Raw genomic sequence first — 22118 nt, 5'->3', positions numbered from 1 at the left:
GTTTTGCAAAAGATCAGCGGATTGCACGAAAGGTTTTTTTCAGCACAGAATCGGGCAGAAAAAGATGAAAAACATCAGCATTTCTTTCATTTAAAAGATATTGATTGGCATTTTCTCTTGAAAATTGAAACATGTCTTTTGTGATAAAAGGAAGCAATGACAGAAGATAAGAAGAGAGGAGGTCTTCGGTGCTGCTTGCTGTTCTCCTTTCTTCCGGATCGCCGATATTCATGATGATTGAAAAGACGTAATCAATATTGATGCCGAATCGTCTGGCGGCAAATGATTCAAATCGATGAGTGTCAGCTTCTTGATGACCTTCTCTTGAAAAAATCTGCTTGACCAAATCGCTAATAATCCATGCGTTATATTGCTGTTCCGGTGAAAAATAATACACGCTTCAATCACCCCATCTAAAAGCCTTGTCTATTTGTTAATGTACCTGAAATGTCAATCCTTTCAAACGTTTTATCTGAAAATTTATAACAATTGTAACATTGAAATGAAAATGTCATGACAGAGCATTCATTCGTTTAGGTGCGTGAACAAAGGGTAAGTCTTAAATACAACATGAAAAAAGGGAGGAGATTCATATGAAACCAGTAGTAAGACAATATACTAATGATGAAAAACTGATGAAGGATGTTGAGGAACTCAGGGAAATCGGAGTTGCAAGAGAAGATATTTACGTTCTATCACATGATGACGACCGTACTGAAAGACTTGCGGACAACGCGGATGCCAATACGATCGGAGCCGAAGAGACAGGCATTAAAAATGCCGTCGGCAATATCTTCAACAAAAAAGGGGACGAACTCCGCAATAAAATTCATGAGATCGGCTTTTCAAAACAGGAAGCAGAACAATTCGAGAAGCAGCTTGATGAAGGAAACGTCCTCCTCTTCGTCACGGATCATGAAAAAGTGAAATCCTGGGTATAAATTGCAGACTGCCGACAAGATCGGCAGTTTTTTTAATAAAATAAAATTTGAATGATGGCTGGAAAGGAGTAGAATAATAAACGAAAACGATATGAATAGGAGGAAAAGGTTGTGGCTAAAGAAAAAGATGCAGAACAAAAATCGGCACTGAACATCATTCCTCTTGCGGTCACGATTTTAGTCGGAGCGGTGATTTGGTTTATTCCGTCGCCCGCCGGATTGGACCCGAAAGCATGGCACTTATTTGCAATCTTTGTGGCAACGATTATCGGCTTTATATCAAAACCGCTGCCGATGGGAGCAATCGCCGTATTCGCATTGGCGGTCACGGCGCTCACCGGAACGCTGTCAATTGAAGAAACGCTCAGCGGGTTTGGAAACAAGACGATTTGGCTGATCGTTATTGCCTTTTTTATTTCACGGGGATTCATCAAAACCGGTTTAGGTGCGCGAATCGCCTATTTGTTTGTGCGGATGTTCGGCAAGAAAACACTCGGACTCTCGTATTCACTTCTTGTCAGCGATTTGATTTTGTCGCCGGCAATCCCGAGTAACACCGCGCGGGCCGGGGGAATTATCTTTCCGATTATCCGTTCGTTATCCGAAACTTTTCAGTCGACGCCCAAGGACGGCACGGAACGGCGCATCGGCGCTTTCTTGCTGAAGGTGGGCTTTCAGGGGAACTTGATCACTTCAGCGATGTTCTTAACGGCTATGGCGGCGAACCCGCTGATTGCCAAACTTGCCCATGATGTGGCAGGTGTGAATCTGACCTGGACAAGCTGGGCTGTGGCGGCCATCGTCCCGGGACTTGTCAGCTTAATCATCACCCCGCTTGTCATTTATAAGCTGTATCCGCCTGAGGTGAAAGAAACGCCTGATGCGGCAAAAATCGCAACGGAGAAGCTGAAAGAGATGGGCCCGTTCAAAAAATCGGAACTCGCAATGGTCGGGGTCTTTCTGCTCGTCCTTTTTTTATGGATTTTCGGGGGCAACATGAATATCGACGCGACGACAACGGCATTAATCGGTTTAGCCGTCCTGCTTTTGACGCAGGTTCTGACGTGGGACGATATTAAGAAAGAACAAGGCGCATGGGATACGCTGACATGGTTTGCCGCGCTTGTCATGCTGGCAAGCTTCCTGAATGAACTCGGCATGGTCGGCTGGTTCAGCGATGCGATGAAATCGTATGTTTCAGGATTCTCCTGGGTCAGTGCATTTCTCATTTTAATTGTGGTTTACTATTATTCGCATTATTTCTTTGCGAGTGCAACCGCTCATATCAGTGCGATGTATTCGGCCTTTCTCGCAGTGATTATCGCTGCAGGCGCTCCGCCGTTGCTCGCAGCATTAAGCCTTGCGTTTTTCAGCAACCTTTTTGCTTCGACGACGCACTACGGAGCTGGAGCGGCTCCCGTCTTTTTCGGGGCTGGCTATATTCCACAAAGCAAATGGTGGTCAATCGGCTTCATCTTGTCGATTGTTCATATTGTGACATGGCTTGTTGTCGGAGGATTATGGTGGAAATTGTTGGGTATATGGTAAAATGAAGGGCGGGAGAGATCCTGTCCTTCTTTTTATGTTCATTTCGATGCTGTTGATTTGAAATTCCACAATTTATGGTCGTAAAAGGGTGCATTTAAGTCAGTTATAACCTTTATGCACTGAACGATGGTGACGTAAGGGGGTGAACTTCAATGTTTTGGTCAGTTGATTTCATGCTGCTCGGTTTCGTGTATGCAATCGTCTACTTTTTGTACGACATTGTGAAAAACCGAAAAAAGACAAGTTTTTTTAGAAAAATGGTGTTTGCCAGTTTTATTGTTTATTTGAGCGTCGTTTATCACTATACGATAGGCGGTATTAACATTCCGCCGCAGCCGGCATACGCTCAAATGAACATTCAGCTAATTCCGTTTTATTTTGTCGCTGAATGGGTGCAAATGTATCAGCAGAGCGGATTTGATTGGTTTTTTTTGAATTCCGTCAAGCTTACATTTTTTAATGTTTTATTGCTCATTCCTTTAGGTGTGTATCTTTCCGTTCTATGGAGAAAAACTTCGCTGAAAAAAGCGGCAGTTTTTGTTTTTTTGACGAGCTTTTTGATTGAGAGTCTCCAGCTTGTGCTATCTGTGACTGGGTTAATAATGGCGAGAACCTTTAATGTGGATGATTTAATTTTAAATACGGCCGGCGGTGTAATCGGTTTTTGGCTGACGTCTTTCATGTTTGGAGCTAAAGGATCAGGATCCCACAGGAAAGGTCTGCATTTTTGAAGAAAGCGAAAGATGGTTTCCCGCCAGGGCAATCATCTTTTTTAGTTAAAACTGAAAGATCAGGCTCTTAAATCTGTGCATGCCTGTGCCATGCTTTGCAAACCCATGCTTCTTCAAATGCTGGGCCGCATGCCCGGCTTCCTGTAAAATGTCGTGATCAAGGCCGAGCTGATGATGCCCGCCGAAAACCTTTTTCACGCGCCCGATAGCCGAAATTTTTTCAAGCGACTGAACCAATTGTGCCGGATCAGTCGTCGGATAGAATGCATAGATGGGAGCTCCGGTATACAGCAGATCGCCGGTAAACAAGTAGCCTGACGCTGGTTCAAAGATACAGATATGCCCCGGTGAGTGTCCGGGCGTGTGATAAATAACAAGCGGCCTTGAATCGCAGCCGACCGTATCGCCGTCTTGCAGCGTTCCTGACGGTTCGCCTCTGAACGGGGTGTATGTCTCAGCGGAAAAGCCGGCCGGAACAGGCTTGGTGATATCTCGCGAGACATCGCGGCGAATTTGTTCAATCGGAAGCCCTTTGATTCCGTCCGTCAACCATTCTTTCTCAGCTTCATGGACGTAAATGCGCTGATATTCACCGTGACTTCCGATGTGATCCCAATGGACATGGGTTGTGATGACGCTGACCGGCAGATCGGTCAGACCGTCCGTTACAGTCTTCATGCTGCCGATGCCAAGACCTGTATCAATTAAAACGGCTTCCTTCTCCCCAATAAGCAAATAAGAGTGCACATTTTCCCAATGCCCGTATTCGCTGATCGCATATGTAGATTCATCAAGCTCTGTCACAGTAAACCACTGACCATCTCCCATTGATTTATCCCTCCTTCATTTTTTAAAAGGTGCTCATCGATGCATATCCTCCAGTCAAATGTGCAAAGTAATAAAATATAGGATAAGTGAGTGTGGTGAACATAATGAGTGATCCTTACATGCCTTTGACGTCCATCAACAGCGGGGTACTGGAGGAGTATGCCGAAGGTGTATTCGGTTTGACGGTGCAAATCGTCAATGTGTATTTTATTTTCGATCCCGATTCGCGGGAAGCCGTTTTAATCGATGCCGGAATGCCCAAGTCCGCTCCATTTATTTTAAGAGAGGCGAAGGAGCGGTTCGGCGATTTCCGCCTAAAAGCAATCGTTTTGACGCACGGACATTTCGACCATATCGGCGCTTTGGAAGGTCTTCTCGAAACATGGCCGGTTCCAGTTTACGCCCATGAGAAAGAAATGCCTTATTTAACGGGAAAAGCCGATTATCCGCCTGCCAAACCGCAAGTGAAAAGCGGGCTGGTTGCAAAGATGTCTCCGTTATTTCCGAGGCACTCCATCAACATTTCGTCCCATGTAAAGCAGCTTAATGAAGATGGTTCGCTTCCATTTCTTGAAGGATGGAAATGGATGGAGACGCCGGGCCATACACCGGGTCATGTTTCGCTTTTCCGGCAGTCGGACAGAACCTTGATCGCAGGCGACGCCGTTACAACTGTTGAACAGGAGTCTCTATTTGAAGTGGCGATTCAAAAGCAGGAGCTGAACGGACCGCCGGCTTATTTCACTATGGACTGGACAAAAGCGGCGGACTCGGTTCGAAAGCTGGCGGAATTAAAACCGGCTGCATTGTTGACGGGACACGGTGTACCGATGAAAGGAAGCGATTTTTCCGAAGAGCTCCTTGATCTGTCAGACCGCTTGCCCGCCTCTGATTCGTAAAATGCCATATGCTGCCCTTAAAACATTCAGCTAGGCTGAATGTTTTTTTATAGGGAAAAACTAATCATTTACATGTAATGATGGCCATCCATTGTTCTATATTCCGGAAGTTGATGTGTACCAAAGGAATCATTTTCTGAAATTTTAGACAAAATAAGCTAATATTTCATTTATAATGCAGGTATGCCTGAAAGGAGCTGAGAAAAGATGAAAATTCAAAAAAGGGTCCAAGCTTTGCTGGCAGCTGCGGCAATGTTTGCAGGACTGATGCTGTCCGATACGGTACACGCTGCGGAAACCCCTTACTATGGAAAGAACTATACTCAGCCAGAGCAAGTGTCATCATTATATCCGGAGCCGGAAGAAACATTCTCAACCCCTGCTTTTGTGAAAGAAGGGGAAGCCTTTACGACACAAGAAGAAATGATGAAGTTTATAACCAGTCTGACAAAGAAAAGCCCGAATGTCAAAATCGGGAATATCGGTTTTTCAATTGAAAAAAGAAATATTCTCGTGCTCTACTTCACAAAGGACAAGCAAATACGTTCCATATCAAAAAAACCGACCGTCTGGCTGCAAGGACAGATACACGGAAATGAGCCGGCAGCGGGAGAATCGGCCCTGGCGATTGCTGAAAAACTGGCCGGACCGTATGGCGACAAAGTGTTGGACAAGATCAATGTCATCGTTGTTCCGCGGGTCAACCCTGACGGCTCGTATCAGTTTAACAGGCGGCTGGCGAGCGGAATCGACGGAAACAGGGATCATGTCAAGCTCGAGTCTCCAGAAGTACGCGCCATTCACAAAGAATTCAATAAATATTCGCCTGAAGTCATTATCGATGCCCATGAATACGGTGTCGGCCAAAACGAATTTCAAAGCATAGGCGAAAAAGGGGCATTAAAATACCATGATATTTTAATTTTATCAGGAAAAAATTTAAACATCCCCGAATCGATCAGGCATGCGTCTGACAGCCTTTATGTGAACGGCGTCAGAGCTAAACTTGATGAAAAAGGATTTTCTAATGATGCTTATTATACGACAGGAAAAAGCAAGGACGGAAAAATCGAAATCTATGAAGGCGGTACAGAAGCGAGAATCGGGCGTAATGCATTCGCCCTTCAGCCTGCTCTCTCCTTCCTGGTGGAAAGCAGGGGGATAGACATCGGACGCGAAAATTTTGCAAGAAGAGTCGCGGCTCAGGTTGCTACGCATGAGACGATCATCGACACGACAGTGAAGCATGCAGCCGAGATCAAGCGCCTTGTCGCCAAAGAAAAATTAAAGCTGATCCAAAACGGTGCAAAAGTGAGCGATAAAGATCAAGTAGTGATCAACAGTGAGTTCGCAGGGCCGTTTAAAGACACGCTGAAAGTCGCTGATATCGCTTCTGGACAAGCAGTTGACGTTCCTGTCCGGTATTACAGCGCCTCAGAGGCCGTTCCTGTGCTGTCAAGAACTCGGCCGACCGCTTACCTTGTCCTTCCGGGCCATCAAGATATCGAACAGAAGCTGAAGGATCAGGGATTAAAAAGCGTGACACTGCCTTTCAAGCAAAGGCTCACAGCTGAAGCGTATGAGGTTTTATCGAAAGAAACAGCGGGAGAATCTGAGGGGCGGCCTGTGATCAAGGTGGAAACGAAGCTCAAAAAACAGAAAAAAGAGTTTCCAAAAGGAACAAAAATCTATTTTACAGCTCAGCCGCAAAGTAATCTGCTGTCGATTGCACTTGAGCCGGAATCGGTTGACAGTTATGTGAGCACGGGTTACATCCCTTCTCAAACAGGCAAAGAGCTGCCGGTTTACCGCTTTATGCTGAACACCAAAACGCTTAAGATTAAGGAATAATCATCAGGCATCCGTCTATGGCGGATGCTTTTTAGCGGTTTTTTGTCTTTTCATACATAATGGTTTTAAACTGAGTTCGAAACCTATACAATAAATATCAGTCTGAAATCTGGAAGGAGAGAATCCGGTTGGAATCACGTGAAGAATTATGGAGGGAAGCCAAGACCTTCATCGAACTCTGCTACGGGGAACTGTCGAAGTCCGAAGATGAAATAAGGATGCGCTTACATAAAATAGACGAAGAAATCAGAGAAACCGGAAGCTATACACATACATTAGAAGAAATCGAACATGGAGCCAGAATGGCGTGGAGAAACAGCAGCCGCTGCATCGGCAGGCTGTTTTGGCACTCTCTTACTATCATCGATCAAAGAGACGTTCAAACCGAGGCAGAGGTAAGGGATGCGCTTTTTCGCCATATTCAGCTTGCAACAAACGCAGGGAAAATCAGACCGTTCATTACGGTTTTCCCCCCGGAACAAAACGGGCAAAAAAAAGTGTCCATTTGGAACCATCAGCTGGTCAGGTATGCGGGGTATGAAACTGAGCAAGGCGTCATCGGCGATCCGGCATCATTAGAACTGACAAAAGCGTGTGAAGCGCTCGGTTGGAAAGGCGAAGGTACACCTTTTGACGTTTTGCCGCTTGTTTTTCAAATAGATGGCCGTCCCCCTGTGTGGTATGAGCTTCCTCGTGAAATCATCAAAGAGGTCCGGATTGAACATCCGGAGATCGAGGGCTTCAAAAGTTTGGGGCTGAAGTGGTACGCTGTGCCGATTATAGCCGATATGAAGCTCGAGGTCGGAGGGATTCATTATAATGCCGCCCCGTTTAACGGCTGGTATATGGGAACGGAAATCGGAGCGCGCAACCTCGCGGATACAGACCGCTATAATGTACTCGAAAAAGTGGCAACCATTATGGGACTTGATACGGAGCGGAATACTTCGCTGTGGAAAGACAAGGCGCTTGTTGAATTAAATACTGCGGTGCTTCACTCCTATAAAAAAGCCGGCGTCAGCATCGTTGACCACCATACCGCGGCAAGCCAATTCAAGCGGTTCGAGGAGCAGGAGGCTGAAGCGGGAAGGGAGCTTTCAGCAAGCTGGACGTGGCTGATTCCGCCGTTATCGCCGGCAGCGACCCATATCTTTCACAGCTATTATGAAAATAAAACGCTTAAACCGAATTACTTTTATCAGGAAAAGCCTTACCTTTACAAATGAAATCCTCAGGAAAAGCGGTTACCCAACAATGCCGCCTCTTCTGAGGAGAAGCAAAAAGGCTCCAAATTGGAGCCTTTTTGAATCGTCTCAGCTTTTCATATTGATTTCTTTCCGGTACAAGACATAAGAATAAATATAGGGCGCGAAAACCGCTGCCAAAATAACCGGAAGCATGATTTCTGGGCTGATTGATAACAACCCGTCCGCAGCTATTAGAAGTCCTGCCAAAGTAAATACTTTTGCCGCAAATCTGTGGGTTTTTTTCCAGATTGTATCGCTGCTCAATGTCCAAGGGTTTTTGATCCCGAAAAAAAAGTTGGAGCGGATTCTCGGGAGGTAATTGCCTATGACAATGAATAGTGCGCCTACAAGAACCGGCACGATGCTGCCCGCCGGCAGGTCATACCCGAGCCCGGTCATGATCACAAGCAGGTTGATCAGGGAAAATAGAAGCAGCATGGCATTGATGAGAATGTAATAAGTTTTCGAAAAAAGCTGATAGTTTTTTCTGCGCGGATCGATTTTTGGCGTTAAGAACATCAACACATACAGAAAAACAAGCAGCCCGGTCATGGCAAGCATCGCTTCCATTTTTGAAGCATACCTGTCGACTTCTCCCGAAAATGACCAATGAATTGGAACTTGACTGGAAATATGCGGATAAGCGATGGCCCACATGATTAGATTTATTGCAATGATAGCGAGCGAAAAGATGTGTTTTCTCATTTGGCATCCCCTTTATCTTTGCCGGCTTGCTCAGTAAAACTGAAAGCCCAGCCGATGATTTCTTGAAACATTGTAGTGTTCAGCGAGTAAATGATGTATTGGCCTTTTTTTTCATCTTGAATTAATTCTGCCTGTTTTAAAATTTTTAAATGCTGAGAAATACTTGGTTTAGACATTTGAAACTGGTCCGAAATTTCACCGGCGGTCATATCCCGGTCCTTCAGCAGGTTCAAAATCTTTCTTCTCGTCGGATCAGCTAGAGCTTTAAAGGTTTGATTCATATTCAGCATCCTTAAAAAATCAGTATTTAGTTATTTAACTAAATACTAAAATAAAAGGGGGATTTAGTCAAGATCTACAAAAAAATCCGCCATCTCCGGCGGATTTCTCAATAGCTGATATTAAACTTTTGAAATCCGTTCATCTCTTTGGTTTCTTCCACATTCACGTCCGTTACTTTTGAGAAGGGACTTCCTTTTTGAATCGCTTTTAAAAATTGCTTCAGGCTTTCCTCAGGTCCCTCGGCGCGAATTTCAACTGTGCCGTTGTCGCGGTTCCGGACCCAGCCGGTCAATTTGTGTTTATCTGCTTCCATTTGAACAAAATAGCGAAATCCCACGCCCTGAACGCGTCCGTCTACAATAATTCTGTATTGAAGCATCGAGAACACCCCTTTTCTTTTATGCTACCATATTTCCCATTTTGAGATCATGGGATAGACATGCTTCGAATGAATCGTTAAAATATGAAAATAAAGGAAGGACGTGAGGTTTTGGAAAATCATGAGTATGAAATTTTATCTATTCATGTAGGCCGTCCGCGTACATACGAATTCGACGGAAAACAGGTGGAAACAGCAATCGTAAAGGAGCCTGTCGGCGGACCTGTATATTTGAGCCGTACGAATTTTGAAGGGGACGGGCAGGCAGATTTGATTCACCACGGGGGAGAGGATAAAGCGGTTTGCGTCTATCCGGCGGATCACTATATGTATTGGGAAAGCGTCTTGAAGCGGAAGCTGCCAGAGGCGGCATTTGGAGAAAACGTGACGGTTAAAGGGCTGACCGAAAAGGATGTATGCATCGGTGATATCTTCAAGCTGGGGGAAGCTCTTGTTCAAGTCAGCCAGCCGCGCCAGCCTTGTTTCAAGCTTGCCAAACGGCTGAATCAAAAAGATATGGTGTTAAAGGTGAGGGACACCGGGTACAGCGGATTTTATTTCAGGGTTCTCGAAGAAGGAATCGTTGCGCCCGATTCCAGGCTGCAGCTCGTTTCAAGAGATGCGCATGAAGCCACGGTCTCGTACGCCAATCATTTGATGTACCATGACAGGGGCAATCACCCGGCCATTCGGAAGATCCTTGAGGTTGAAGCGCTGTCGGAAAGCTGGAGAAGTTCATTTTTAAAGCAATTGAGTGCATAAAAACAAGCCGTGTCCGAAAGGAGCACGGCTTTCAGCGTGTCGACAAACCCTCGCATTCGTTGTCAGGCCTGCGCGTCGGTGCTCACGAATAGGAGAAGGATCGGCGGCTAATGCCCCAGGCGTCCTGCCTGAACGCCGCCGTCATCACATCCTGTGAAAGTCCGCTCCGATGCTCGGCCTTCCTAGACTGCAAGGGTTTTCAATCACGCTGAGCTTAAAGGATGACAAAATCCTAAAACTAAAAATCGTTTTAGGATTTTGTCAACAATCTAAAAGCCGTGTCCGAAAAGGAGCACGGCTTTAACATGTTTATTTTTTGACGCTTTCAAGCAGGTTGGCCAAAAAGTGTTTTTTATAGCTTTGAAGCTTTCTTCCTTCATACTTCGTCATTCCGAGCTTTTTCAGTTCTTCTACATACCAGCCTTTGCTTCCGTAATGCATGGTAGAAAACTCCCTTCTATAATTCGATGCAATTGGCATTCTAACATCTATAGAAAAACGCTGAAAAGGGATAGGCGGCAATTTTTAAAAAACTGAGTCTTTCGTCGTAGTTTGGAAGTTTGAGGGCAGGCGTCAGCCGTGTGTCAAACTGGTGACGATCATCACAATGATCGAGATGCTGAGGACGATTCCGATATATTTCAGGAAGCCGTTCTTTTTTTTATGAGCATATACGATTAACAGGAGGCTCTCGATGAAAAAGATCAGCCCGATGATGGCAAACAGCATGCGGTAAAGCTCCTTTCGGCACAGTTTGTCTTTTATTTTAGCATAAAAGCCCGCGCTTCTATGAGGCGGGCTTTTTCACGCGTAATCAGTCAAGCTGTGTTAAAATGATCGGTTCGTTTTTCGTGATGACGATTGTATGCTCGATCTGTGCCACAAAGCTGCCGTCAGGCGTTTTGAATGTCCAGCCGTCTCCGGCTTCGATGGTATGCTCGGCTTTTGTGGAAACAAACGGCTCAAGGGCGATGACGGTTCCGTTTTTAAAGAGCGCATTATCAAACGGGTCATAGTAATTTAAGATATGGTTGGGCGCTTCATGGAGGTTCTTTCCAATCCCGTGTCCTGTCAGGTTTTTAATGACGGTAAATCCGTTTGCTTTTGCCTCATTGTATACGGCTCTGCCGATTTGGTTTTGTTTCTTGCCTGCGCGCGCCTGCAAAAGCCCCTTTTGAAATGCGCTTTCCGCACTTTGGCAAAGCTTGTGCAGCGTTTCATCGCCTTTTCCGAGTACAAATGAAATGCCCGTATCAGAATAGTAGCCGCCAAATTCAGCGGAGATGTCGATGTTGATCAAATCCCCTTCTTTTAAAATCGTGGATTCGCTTGGGATGCCGTGGGCGACTTCATCGTTCACACTGATGCACGTCGTTCCCGGAAAATCGTATTCTTTTTCCGGAGCCGATGCGGCGCCATGGGCTTCAAGCACTTCTTTTCCGATAAGGTCCAGCTCTTTTGTGCTCATGCCGGGTGCTGCTTTTGCTTTCATTTCCTCCCTGGCTAAAGCGACGATTCTGCCGATTTTCTTGAGCCCTTCCAGCTCTTGGTCATTCGTTACAATCACAATTCATTCCCGCTTTCTTTTTTTATATTCCATTTCAAGCTTACCATATCTGCTTGCGAAAAAGGAACAGAGCGGCTTCAAGACATAAAAAGCACCCGCTTATTGATAAGCGGGTGCTGTCTGTTTACTGTCCGGAATCTGATTTCGTTGTTTGCGCCGCATCAGATTCTGATGTCTTCGGATTGTGGTTGGTATAGTCGTAGTCGCTCGGATTGATCGCTTTGAAGCCTTTCGGTTTATAGAAGCGCAGCAAATCTCCGTCGACGATTTTATCCGACATGTCGAGTTCTTTTTTCACGGACTCTTCGATGTTCGGATCGATGTCTTTTTCGTTCAAAAGCTCTCCTGTTTTCGTGTCGTAGTAGTTTCCGTTCGTTTTCGTATATTCCGGAGAAACGAAATCGCCGTTGCGGAACGGAACGATTTCACGGTGTTCCGGAGACAGAAGGTCTGAACCGCTCATCAGGTAATCTTTCGTGTTCACGCCCATTAAATGAAGCAGGGTAGGGGCTACATCGACTGCTCCGCCGTATTTATGGGATTTGATTCCCTTGACCCCAGGCGCGTGGATGAACAGCGGCACCCTTTGCAATTGGGCGTTTTCATATGGTGTGATATCTTTGCCCAACACTTTAGACATCGCTTTGTTGTGATTTTCCGAAATGCCGTAGTGGTCCCCGTACATGACGACTATTGTATTATCATACAGTCCGGTTTTTTTCAGGTCGTTGAAGAATTGTTCAAGCGCCTGATCCATGTAGTTGGCCGATTGGAAATAATGGTCAACGACGCTGTCGCCGGTATTGCCGGCAGGGAAGTCTGTATCGCCTTCATCCATCTCAAACGGGAAATGGTTCGAGAGCGAAATAAACTTCGTATAGAACGGCTGTTTCAGGCTTTTCAACAGCGGCATTGATTCTTCAAAGAACGGCTTATCTTTCAACCCGTAGTTTTTCGTTTTATCTTCGCTCATATCGTAATACGTAGCGTCAAAGAACTTGTCATAACCGATGGCTTTATACATTTCATTGCGGTTCCAGAACGTTTTGTAGTTGCCGTGGAACGCCGCTGAAGTATAGCCCTGAGACTTCAAAATGGCCGGAGCCGATTGCAGCGTGTTTTGCGCTTTGTTAATGAACACGGACCCTTGTGATAAAGGATACAGTGAGTTGTCCATCATAAATTCCGCGTCGGACGTTTTACCTTGTCCTGTTTGGTGGAAATAGTTATCAAAATAAAACGTTTCATCATCGTGTGCCAGCGAATTTAAGAACGGCGTGACTTCTTTTCCGTCGAGTTTATAGTCGATCAGGAACGTCTGCAGTGATTCCATTGAAATGTAAACGACGTTCATGCCTTTCGCTTTTCCGAAGTATTCGGCATTCGGCTTATCATGATTGGCTTTAATATAGTTCTCTACTTCCGTCACGTCGCTGGAGCTTGCCAGTGCGCGCTGGCTGTTTGACTTGATATTCTGAACCGCATCATAGATTGTGAAATTGTAGGTTCCCAAATATTTCACAAGGTAGTTGCGGTCAAAAGAACGGGTCAGAAGCTCCGGACGATCGACCTCGGCAACGGCCAGGTTGACGAGGAAGACAAGGATGCTTGTTCCCATCACAATTTTAAACGGACGCTTCGTTGTTGTTTCAGAAGGTCTGTTATAGAAGACGGCCAGTCCGATTAAAATAAAGGTGTCGATGAAATACAGAACATCAAGCGGGTGCATGAGCGAGAAGATGCTGTCCCCGAGCTGCCCCCCGTTTGTTTTGGCCTGCATGATCGTAGGCAGCGTGATAAAGTCGCTGAAAAATCTGTAGTATACGACGTTCGCATACAGCAAAAAAGACATTAAAAAATGAATCACTATAATTGCTGTCTGCTGTATTTTTTTCTTGAACAAGAGTCCCAATCCAAGAAAGAACAAGCTTGAGCTAATCGGATTCACAAAAAGCAAGATCTGTTGTACTGTGTTGGTTATTCCTAAATTGAATTCAATTACATACGCAGCATAAGTTTTCAGCCATAGCAATATGGCGGCTATCAGGAAGAAGGCAAGACCTCTTTCCTTAATAAATCTTTTCAATTGTTACACTCCTTTTTTCCGGATCAGTATAAAACCATCGGAACGAAAGAAAAAAACGAATGTATAAAATATACCATGAAATACCGATTTAGAAAAGCGGAAACCGGCCTTGTGAAAAAAAACGCAAAGCCCCTGTCAAATCAGGGTTTTACAGCTTTGAAAAAGATGTTTGGGAATATTTTACGCTTCTCGTACATTGGCGGGAACGGATCTTTATGGCAGACTGTTGTTAGTATATGAACGAAAAGGGAGGATGTAGACCATGGATTTTTCGAGCATTGTTTCCGAAGACAAGATTAAGCGGGCTATTAAGGACGGCGAATTCGAAGGGCTTCCGGGAATGGGAAAACCTTTGAAAAAAGACGATGCCGCCCATGTTCCAGAGCATCTCCGCATGGCTTACCGGGTGATGAAAAATGCCGGAATGGCAGAGGATGAAGGCGCTTTAAAGAAAGAGCTGATGACGATTGACGACTTAATCGCAAAGTGCGCGGACGAAGACGAGCGCGAGCGTTTAATTGAGAGAAAAACAGAAACCCGGCTCAGGCTTGACAGGCTTGCCGACAAAAAAGGCATGTTTTCCAAGCCTGCTTCAGCGTTTTATAAAGAAAAAGTGTACCGGAGGCTAGAGCGGAAATAAAAAGCGCTAAAAGGAGGTTTATTTCTCCCCTGTAGTGGTATTGACCCATAAACGAACAAAAGGGTGATAGGATGGAACGATTATTGAATTGGGTTGAATACATATCAGATTGGCTGTGGGGGCCTCCGCTCATCATACTGCTGACGGGGACAGGAATCTACTTAACGATCCTGCTGAAATTTTTTCAATTTCGCTATCCTCTCTATATCTTTAAGCAGACGATCGGAAGCGTCGGCAAAAAGCCGAAAGGAGAAGGGACGGTTACACCGCTGCAGGCTTTGACATCGGCTCTCAGCTCAACGGTCGGCGCCGCCAATATCGTCGGTGTGCCAGCGGCCATCATGTTTGGCGGTCCGGGCGCCGTTTTTTGGATGTGGCTGGTCGCGCTGTTTGCCATGGCGATTAAGTTTTCGGAAAGCGTCCTCGCCGTCCACTACAGAGAAAAAAATGAAGAAGGCGAATATGTCGGGGGACCGATGTACTACATTACAAAAGGGCTCTCCATGAAATGGCTCGGCGTCTTTTTTTCGGTAGCGCTGATGATCGAGCTCGTTCCGAGCATCATGGTGCAGGGAAATTCGGTTTCCGCATCATTGGCTGAGACGTTCTCGTTCAATCGTCTATACACCGGAATCGGAATTGCTTTTTTGATCGGTTTAGTGGTAATCGGAGGGATTAAACGAATTGGAAAAGTGACAGAACTGGCGGTTCCGCTTATGGCAGGGGCGTACATCGGGGCCGGTTTCCTGATTGTCGTCACGAACCTTTCTTCTGTACCCGCTTTTTTCTCTCTCATCTTTTCGAATGCGTTTACATCTTCTTCGGCATTCGGCGGCTTTGCAGGTGCGGCAGTTGCCGAAACCGTTCGCTGGGGCTTTGCCCGAGGCCTTTATTCCAACGAAGCCGGGATGGGGACGGCGCCGATTGCCCACGCGGCGGCGATGACCGACCACCCTGTGAGACAGGGGTTCTGGGCGGTGATCGGCATCGTGGTCGATACGCTGCTGATATGCACGACAACCGCCTTCGTCGTGCTCGCATCAGGCGTCTGGACCGCTGAAAATGCGGCGAGCAATCCGGGAGCACTGGCGGCAGCCGCATTCCGCAGCTATTTCGGCCCTATGGGCGGATACTTCGTCTCTGTCGCGCTCGTTTTCTTTGTCTTATCAACGATTACAGTGGTCATTTTTTACGGAGTAAAACAAGCTGAATTTCTGTTCGGAAGGCTCGCCGGGCATATGATTAAATTCGTCTATCTGGCCGCCGTCATCATCGGGGCTGCCGGAGGAGCAAAGGCGATATGGGGATTCCTTGATCTTGCGCTCGCTTTCATTCTTCTTCCGAATATTTTGGCGGTGCTGCTCTTAAGCAGAAAAGTAAGGTCTTTATATGATGAGTTTTTTACATCAGAAAAGTATTATTTGAAAGACATCGGTCAGCAGGACGGCGCTTATGAACGTGATGAAAAAGTGAACAATTTATGATCACAGCCGGTTAGTTCCCGGCTCATAAATCGGAGGAAGCCTTGCTATCCTTCGTTTTATGAAGGGAACGGCCGGGTTTTTTTATTTTTGAAAGCGCTACAAAAATATGTTGACTACTTGTATATACAGGAATACAATATATTTATAACATGTATATACAAGTTATAAGAGGAGAAGGAGGGATTGGAATGACTGATTTAAATCAATCAGCGCGACGGATTGTCGATGCTGTCGGCGGTGCAGACAACATTGCAGCGGTAACCCATTGTGTGACGCGTCTGCGATTTGCATTGCTCGATGAAAGCAAAGTCAATCAAGAGGTGCTGGAGCAAATAGATGTTGTCAAAGGATCGTTTTCAACTAACGGCCAATTTCAAGTGGTGATCGGCCAAGGAACGGTCAACAATGTATACGCGGAGCTGGTGAAGGCCACAGGAATCGGGGAATCGTCAAAAGATGATGTTAAGAAAGCCTCTGAGAAAAATATGAATCCTTTACAGCGTGCCGTGAAAACGCTTGCAGATATTTTTATTCCAATATTGCCGGCTATTGTCACTGCCGGACTGCTGATGGGAATCAACAATATCCTGACGGCTCAAGATATTTTCTTCAGCGGAAAATCGATCGTTGAAGTCTATCCGCAATGGGCGGATCTCGCCAATATGATTAACTTGATCGCGGGGACGGCTTTCGCGTTTCTCCCTGCGCTAATCGGCTGGTCGGCCGTCAAGCGGTTTGGCGGAAATCCGCTGCTCGGCATCGTGCTGGGCGTTATGCTTGTGCACCCTGATTTGTTAAATGCCTGGGGATACGGGGCTGCGGAGCAAAGCGGAGACATTCCTGTCTGGAATTTATTCGGTTTGGAAGTGCAGAAGGTCGGCTACCAAGGTCAGGTGCTTCCTATTTTGCTCGCTTCTTATTTGCTGGCAAAAATTGAGCGCTTTTTGACAAAGCGGACGCCTGAGAGCATTCAGCTCCTTGTTGTGGCACCGATTACGCTGCTTGTCACAGGTTTTGCTTCATTTATTGTCATCGGACCGATTACATTTGCAATCGGAAATGTTTTAACATCAGGCCTTATTGCTGTCTTTGAACAATTTGCCGTGCTGGGCGGACTGTTATACGGCGGACTTTACGCCGCTCTCGTCATTACCGGAATGCATCATACATTCCTTGCCGTTGACCTTCAGCTGATCGGCTCAAAGCTCGGCGGAACATTTTTATGGCCGATGCTCGCGCTGTCCAATATTGCACAAGGTTCAGCCGCACTTGCGATGATGTTTATTGTCAAAGATGAGAAGCAGAAAGGTTTGTCCCTGACATCCGGAATTTCAGCTTATCTCGGTATTACCGAACCGGCATTGTTCGGGGTGAATCTCAGGTACAGATTTCCGTTCGTGATCGCGATGATCAGCTCAGGGGTTGCCGGGATGTTCATTTCCTCGCAAGGGGTCTTGGCAAGCTCAGTCGGCGTCGGCGGTGTACCCGGAATTTTCTCTATTATGAGCCAATACTGGGGAGCGTTTGCGATCGGGATGGCGATCGTGCTGATCGCGCCGTTCGCCGGAACATACCTCTATGCAAAATTAAAAATGAAATAAGAGAGGGAGAGGGGCGCGCATATTTGTCAGCCCTTTTCCCATTTCATAAAGAAGAAAACGGTGGTGTTGAAAAGTGGAAACGAAAGAAAATCCATGGTGGAAAAAAGCAGTCGTCTATCAGATTTATCCGAAAAGTTTTAAAGATACAACAGGAAACGGTGTCGGCGACATTCGCGGCATCATCGAAAAGCTCGACTACATCAAGGAGCTCGCCTGTGATGTCATTTGGCTGACGCCGATTTATCAATCGCCGCAAAACGACAACGGCTATGACATCAGCGATTATTACAGCATCCATGAAGAATATGGAACAATGGCCGACTTTGAAGAGCTTCTAGAAGAGGCTCACAAGCGCGGCATAAAGGTGATCATGGATCTTGTCGTCAACCATACATCAACAGAGCACAAATGGTTTAAAGAAGCGTCGTCTGGAAAAGAAAACCCGTATCGCGACTTTTATATTTGGAAGGACATGGAGCCGGACGGCGCTCCGCCGACAAACTGGGAATCGAAGTTCGGCGGCTCGGCGTGGGAGTTTCAAGAAGAGACCGGACAGTATTATCTCCATCTCTATGATGTGACACAGGCGGATTTGAATTGGGAGAACGATGAAGTCAGAAAAAAAGTGTACGAGATGATGCATTTCTGGTTTGAAAAAGGAATCGACGGCTTCAGACTTGATGTCATCAATGTCATCTCAAAAGACCAGCGTTTCCCTGATGATGACGAGGGGGACGGACGCAGATTTTATACGGACGGGCCGAGGGTTCACGAGTTTTTGAATGAAATGAACAGGGAGGTCTTTTCAAAATACGACAGCATGACGGTCGGGGAAATGTCATCGACCACAATCGCAGATTGCATCAGGTATACAAACCCCGAAAGCCGGGAGCTCGATATGGTGTTTAACTTTCACCATTTAAAGGCCGACTATCCGAACGGGGAAAAATGGGTGCTTGCGGATTTTGATTTTCTAAAGCTGAAGAAGATTCTTTCTGAATGGCAGACTGAAATGAATAAAGGAGGCGGGTGGAACGCGTTGTTCTGGTGCAACCACGACCAGCCGAGGATCGTCTCACGCTACGGCGACGACGGAAAATACCGCAAAAAGTCTGCGAAAATGCTGGCAACCGCGATTCATATGCTTCAAGGAACGCCATACATTTACCAGGGAGAAGAGCTCGGAATGACCAACCCGAAATTCGATGACATCTCTCTTTACCGGGATGTCGAATCTCTCAATATGTACCGTCTGCTGAAAGAAGCAGGAAAGCCGGAAGCTGAAATCATCGAAATCTTGAAAGCGAAGTCCCGCGATAATTCGCGGACGCCGGTGCAGTGGAACGGAGAGGGAAATGCCGGGTTTACGACGGGGACACCGTGGATTCCGGTGCCTGACAACTGCAAAGAAATCAATGCAGAAGAAGCGCTCAGCGATCCTGACTCGATTTTCTACCATTATAAAAAGCTGAATGAGCTCCGCAAGGAATTCGATATCATTACAACCGGCGATTATCAGCTGATTCTGGAAGACGATCAAGAGCTTTATGCGTATTTGAGAAACGGAGCGGATGAAAAACTGCTGGTGATCAATAATTTTTACGGGAAAGAGACCGAGTTTCAGCTGCCTGATGATATTAATATTGAAGGCTATGATGCCAAGGTTCTCATTTCCAATGACACCGATCTTCCCGAGTCATTTAAACGCTTCAAAGTGAAACCATATCAATCGATTGTTTATCATCTTGCCAAACCATGCTAAACTAAGCGTGGTGGTAAAAAAATGAAGATCAACAAGTATATGATGATTTACAAACAAATCGCAGAACAAATCGATCAAAGCATACTGAATGCCGGAGATATCCTGCCGTCTGAAAACGACCTTGCCGAACAGCACGACACCTCGAGGGAAACCGTTCGTAAAGCGCTGAATGTACTTGCACAGAACGGGTATATTCAAAAGATTAAAGGAAAGGGATCAGTCGTGCTGCACAGGGAGAAAATGCAGTTCCCGGTTTCCGGTTTGGTCAGCTTTAAGGAGCTTTCAGAAACGCTTGGCAAAGAGACAAGCACGACGGTCCACGAGTTCGGCTTGACGCATCCGGATGCATATATTCAAAAGCAGCTCCGTACTTCCGGAGATGAAGAGGTATGGCGGGTCGTCAGGTCGCGGAACATCAACGGAGAGCGCATCATCCTGGATAAAGACTATTTTATCCGCAAGCATGTTCCGCTCTTAACGAAAGAAATATGCGAGGACTCGATCTATCAATACCTTGAAGATGAATGCGGGCTCGTCATCAGCTATGCCCATAAGGAAATTGTTGTCGAGCCATGTACGGCAGAGGATCAAGAATATTTGGATTTGAACGGATACGAACACATTGTGGTTGTGAAAAATTTTGTTTTCCTTGATGATACGACCTTGTTTCAATATACGGAAAGCAGACACCGCCTTGATAAATTCCGGTTTGTCGATTTTGCAAGAAGAGAAAAGTAGCACGGTGCGCCTGACGGCGGCCGTGTTTTTTTATGAAGCCGTTTCTCATTACGTCGGCATTGAATATGCTACAGCAGGTGTAAATGAGAAATGGAGGATGTAAGCAATGATTCATGAAACCGTAAAGATCGGAAAAAACGTGGTATTGGGAGAGCACGCTGTCATTGAAGAAAATGTGGTCATCGGGGACAACGTAACAATCGGTCATCATGCCATTATTAAAAAGGATACTCAGATCGGCAGCGGGGTAAAAATCGGCGATTTGGCCGTCCTTGGCAAAGCGGCTTCTTCAAATAAAAAAATGGCCCGGCAGCCGAAGCGGACAGGAGCGCCTTTACGGATAGAAGATGGTGCCGTAGTCGGAGCGAGCGCTGTGATTTACCGGGACGTGCTGTTGGAACAAGGCGTCTTCGTCGGGGACATGGCGAGCATTCGCGAAAATGTCGCGATCGGCAGAGAAAGCATTATAGGACGCAATGCAATGGTTGAAAACAATACGAGAATTGGAAAGAGAGTGACGATTCAAACGGGCTGCTATATCACCGCTGATATGACGATCGAAGATGAAGTGTTTATCGGTCCCTGCTGTTCCACATCAAATGATAAATATATGGGAATGGGAAACTACCCGTATCAAGGTCCAATCATTAAAAAAGGAGCGAAAATCGGGAACAACGCAACATTGCTGCCTGCGGTCGTCATCGGGGAGCATGCGGTCATCGGAGCAGGCGCCGTCGTCACAAAAGATGTTCCCGCAGGCAAAACGGCTGTGGGCAATCCAGGCCGGTTGCTGAAATGACGGTTTTTCAAACTTAGCCGTGTTAAATCATGTGACTGCTGGAGGAACAGCCACTTCATATATTGCTCAATTTGTTCCGGCCAGAGCGGGTGGAGGGAAAGATTTTATAGAAACGGAACTTGATTTCAAACTAGAGTATTCAATAGAAGTCTCGCAGCTGCTGGTACACAAATATGTCCATTAGTTAGTGAAATTGTTGATACCGTTCCAATCACTGCAACAGTTAACTATTCAGTTAGAGTTGCGGTAACCTCGGCTACGTATGTTAGTTCCGCAGCAGCATTTAATAGAGATTTAAATCTCATTCGGTTCCCTTAAAGGGAGGGGGAAAGCTAAATGGAGCTTTCCCCTTTTGAAGTTTCATATTAAGAAAGGACGTTGTTGTTACAATTCATATATTTTGATTCTCTCAGATTTAGCTGCTATAAATGTGTTTTAATCATATGGAAAATAACGTGACCGAGCTCAGCAAGGAGACATAGTATATGTTAGCTTCATTCTTGAAAAGGGAATTGAAGCTAATCTAATGAAAGGGAGGTAAAATCCTAGATGTCGATCCAAAATTTGGTTGTCAATGGCGGCTTTGAAAACGGGGCACTTCCACCCTGGGTAGGCCAAAATGCAACCGTCACAACTCAGTTTTCTCATTCTGGTTTTTGGTCGGCAAGATTACTGGGCGGGGCTGCTACTTCTTTTATTGCACAATTTGTTCCGGTAGATGCAGGAGAAGGTTTGGAATTTTTAGTTTCTCTTGCTAAAGAAGGTTTTCCTGCTCCATCGCCTCAGGTGCAAATTCAAGTGTCTTATTTTGATAGTTCGTTTAATTTTCTAGGCCAAGGTCTCTTTTTAAATATCCCGTTTAACAGGCTACCAATTGTTCAAAATAATACATGGCTTGAAGTCTATCAAACGACGACCCCGGCTCCAGCTGGTTCTACTATGGCTTTCATCTTGATTAATACTTTGCCGCAGGCAGGTACAGCGAATGTCATAGTAGATGATGTAGCACTGTTAGATGTAGAAGGCGGAGGAACAGGTCCAACAGGTCCGACAGGTCCGACAGGTCCGACAGGTCCAACAGGCGCGACAGGTCCGACAGGAGCGACAGGTCCGACAGGAGCAACAGGCGCGACAGGAGCAACGGGCGCGACAGGTCCGACAGGAGCGACAGGTCCAACCGGAGCAACGGGAGCGACAGGTCCGACAGGAGCGACAGGTCCAACCGGAGCAACGGGAGCGACAGGCGCGACAGGAGCGACAGGAGCAAC

At 46.1% G+C, this 22118-nt stretch carries 23 protein-coding genes; 14 read left to right on the top strand and 9 right to left on the bottom strand.

The window, feature by feature from the left end; genetic code table 11:
* Positions 1 to 13: 13 nt before the first annotated feature.
* A complete protein-coding gene (locus tag BTA31_RS06075) occupies positions 14 to 397 on the bottom strand; it encodes a YfmB family protein (RefSeq protein WP_043925702.1) in 384 nt (127 codons plus the stop codon).
* Between the two features lie 196 nt (positions 398 to 593).
* Between BTA31_RS06075 and BTA31_RS06070 the strand changes: the two genes are divergently transcribed.
* The 3 genes from BTA31_RS06070 (at position 594) to BTA31_RS06060 (ending at position 3220) form a co-directional block, all read left to right on the top strand.
* Positions 594 to 941, top strand: coding sequence for a YflT domain-containing protein (locus tag BTA31_RS06070; RefSeq protein WP_076789797.1), 348 nt, complete (start codon positions 594 to 596; stop codon positions 939 to 941).
* Between the two features lie 111 nt (positions 942 to 1052).
* Positions 1053 to 2489 carry an anion permease gene (locus BTA31_RS06065; RefSeq protein WP_076789792.1) on the top strand — a complete coding sequence of 479 codons (1437 nt, stop codon included), beginning with the start codon at positions 1053 to 1055 and terminating at the stop codon, positions 2487 to 2489.
* Positions 2490 to 2641: 152 nt separating this feature from the next.
* Positions 2642 to 3220, top strand: coding sequence for a VanZ family protein (locus BTA31_RS06060; protein WP_076789788.1), 579 nt, complete (start codon positions 2642 to 2644; stop codon positions 3218 to 3220).
* Between the two features lie 45 nt (positions 3221 to 3265).
* On the opposite strand, the gene BTA31_RS06055 is transcribed toward BTA31_RS06060, so the two are convergent.
* Entirely contained in the window at positions 3266 to 4048 is a 783-nt protein-coding gene (locus BTA31_RS06055; protein WP_076789784.1) for an MBL fold metallo-hydrolase, read from the bottom strand.
* Positions 4049 to 4152: 104 nt separating this feature from the next.
* Here BTA31_RS06055 and BTA31_RS06050 point away from each other — a divergent pair, with 104 nt between their 5' ends.
* The 3 genes from BTA31_RS06050 (at position 4153) to BTA31_RS06040 (ending at position 8024) form a co-directional block, all read left to right on the top strand.
* Complete coding sequence (locus BTA31_RS06050; RefSeq protein WP_076790229.1) at positions 4153 to 4947, top strand: MBL fold metallo-hydrolase; 795 nt, start codon at positions 4153 to 4155, stop codon at positions 4945 to 4947.
* A gap of 207 nt (positions 4948 to 5154) precedes the next feature.
* Positions 5155 to 6798, top strand: coding sequence for a M14 family metallopeptidase (locus BTA31_RS06045; RefSeq protein ID WP_076789780.1), 1644 nt, complete (start codon positions 5155 to 5157; stop codon positions 6796 to 6798).
* Positions 6799 to 6926: 128 nt separating this feature from the next.
* Positions 6927 to 8024: a nitric oxide synthase oxygenase gene (locus BTA31_RS06040; RefSeq protein WP_076789777.1), complete on the top strand. Its 1098-nt coding sequence runs from the start codon at positions 6927 to 6929 to the stop codon at positions 8022 to 8024.
* 87 nt (positions 8025 to 8111) lie between these two features.
* Here BTA31_RS06040 and BTA31_RS06035 read toward each other — a convergent pair whose 3' ends face one another.
* The 3 genes from BTA31_RS06035 to BTA31_RS06025 form a co-directional block, all read right to left on the bottom strand.
* Positions 8112 to 8750, bottom strand: a complete 639-nt coding sequence (locus BTA31_RS06035; RefSeq protein WP_076789774.1) for an SdpI family protein — start codon at positions 8748 to 8750, stop codon at positions 8112 to 8114.
* Positions 8747 to 9031 carry an autorepressor SdpR family transcription factor gene (locus tag BTA31_RS06030; protein WP_009329070.1) on the bottom strand — a complete coding sequence of 95 codons (285 nt, stop codon included), beginning with the start codon at positions 9029 to 9031 and terminating at the stop codon, positions 8747 to 8749. The genes BTA31_RS06035 and BTA31_RS06030 overlap by 4 nt, the downstream gene beginning before the upstream one ends.
* Before the next feature lie 107 nt (positions 9032 to 9138).
* Positions 9139 to 9411: an acylphosphatase gene (locus tag BTA31_RS06025; RefSeq protein WP_043928976.1), complete on the bottom strand. Its 273-nt coding sequence runs from the start codon at positions 9409 to 9411 to the stop codon at positions 9139 to 9141.
* 111 nt (positions 9412 to 9522) lie between these two features.
* Here BTA31_RS06025 and BTA31_RS06020 point away from each other — a divergent pair, with 111 nt between their 5' ends.
* The gene (locus BTA31_RS06020; RefSeq protein WP_076789771.1) at positions 9523 to 10173 is read left to right on the top strand and encodes an MOSC domain-containing protein; all 651 of its coding nucleotides are present in this window, start codon (positions 9523 to 9525) and stop codon (positions 10171 to 10173) included.
* Positions 10174 to 10482: 309 nt separating this feature from the next.
* On the opposite strand, the gene BTA31_RS06015 is transcribed toward BTA31_RS06020, so the two are convergent.
* From BTA31_RS06015 to ltaS, 4 genes are all read right to left on the bottom strand, one after another.
* Complete coding sequence (locus tag BTA31_RS06015; protein ID WP_003179731.1) at positions 10483 to 10614, bottom strand: DUF2639 domain-containing protein; 132 nt, start codon at positions 10612 to 10614, stop codon at positions 10483 to 10485.
* 132 nt (positions 10615 to 10746) lie between these two features.
* A complete protein-coding gene (locus BTA31_RS22965; RefSeq protein ID WP_094777410.1) occupies positions 10747 to 10902 on the bottom strand; it encodes a hypothetical protein in 156 nt (51 codons plus the stop codon).
* Between the two features lie 85 nt (positions 10903 to 10987).
* On the bottom strand, positions 10988 to 11740 hold the full coding sequence (gene map / locus BTA31_RS06010) for a type I methionyl aminopeptidase (RefSeq protein ID WP_020450540.1): 753 nt from the start codon (positions 11738 to 11740) through the stop codon (positions 10988 to 10990).
* A 124-nt stretch (positions 11741 to 11864) separates the two neighbouring features.
* The gene (gene ltaS, locus BTA31_RS06005) at positions 11865 to 13826 is read right to left on the bottom strand and encodes a lipoteichoic acid synthase (RefSeq protein WP_076789768.1); all 1962 of its coding nucleotides are present in this window, start codon (positions 13824 to 13826) and stop codon (positions 11865 to 11867) included.
* A 262-nt stretch (positions 13827 to 14088) separates the two neighbouring features.
* Here ltaS and BTA31_RS05995 point away from each other — a divergent pair, with 262 nt between their 5' ends.
* From BTA31_RS05995 to BTA31_RS05965, 7 genes are all read left to right on the top strand, one after another.
* Positions 14089 to 14466, top strand: a complete 378-nt coding sequence (locus BTA31_RS05995) for a DnaJ family domain-containing protein (protein WP_043928982.1) — start codon at positions 14089 to 14091, stop codon at positions 14464 to 14466.
* A 71-nt stretch (positions 14467 to 14537) separates the two neighbouring features.
* Positions 14538 to 15950 carry an alanine/glycine:cation symporter family protein gene (locus BTA31_RS05990; RefSeq protein ID WP_076789761.1) on the top strand — a complete coding sequence of 471 codons (1413 nt, stop codon included), beginning with the start codon at positions 14538 to 14540 and terminating at the stop codon, positions 15948 to 15950.
* A gap of 188 nt (positions 15951 to 16138) precedes the next feature.
* Positions 16139 to 17551 (top strand): PTS system trehalose-specific EIIBC component, encoded by a 1413-nt coding sequence (treP, locus tag BTA31_RS05985; RefSeq protein WP_076789758.1) that lies wholly within the window; start codon positions 16139 to 16141, stop codon positions 17549 to 17551.
* Between the two features lie 73 nt (positions 17552 to 17624).
* The gene (treC, locus tag BTA31_RS05980; protein ID WP_076789755.1) at positions 17625 to 19313 is read left to right on the top strand and encodes an alpha,alpha-phosphotrehalase; all 1689 of its coding nucleotides are present in this window, start codon (positions 17625 to 17627) and stop codon (positions 19311 to 19313) included.
* A 21-nt stretch (positions 19314 to 19334) separates the two neighbouring features.
* Entirely contained in the window at positions 19335 to 20051 is a 717-nt protein-coding gene (treR, locus tag BTA31_RS05975) for a trehalose operon repressor (RefSeq protein WP_009329065.1), read from the top strand.
* Between the two features lie 106 nt (positions 20052 to 20157).
* Positions 20158 to 20850, top strand: coding sequence for an N-acetyltransferase (locus BTA31_RS05970; protein ID WP_076789752.1), 693 nt, complete (start codon positions 20158 to 20160; stop codon positions 20848 to 20850).
* Between the two features lie 549 nt (positions 20851 to 21399).
* Positions 21400 to 22118 (top strand): NTTRR-F1 domain (locus BTA31_RS05965; RefSeq protein WP_142243744.1); only part of this gene is annotated, 719 nt, incomplete at its 3' end.

Origin of the sequence: Bacillus haynesii (assembly GCF_001969855.1) — a bacterium.
In the GTDB taxonomy this organism is placed as follows: domain Bacteria; phylum Bacillota; class Bacilli; order Bacillales; family Bacillaceae; genus Bacillus; species Bacillus haynesii.
The sequence above is the reverse complement of the archived record's forward strand: the minus strand, read 5'-3'. Positions and strand labels throughout refer to the sequence as shown.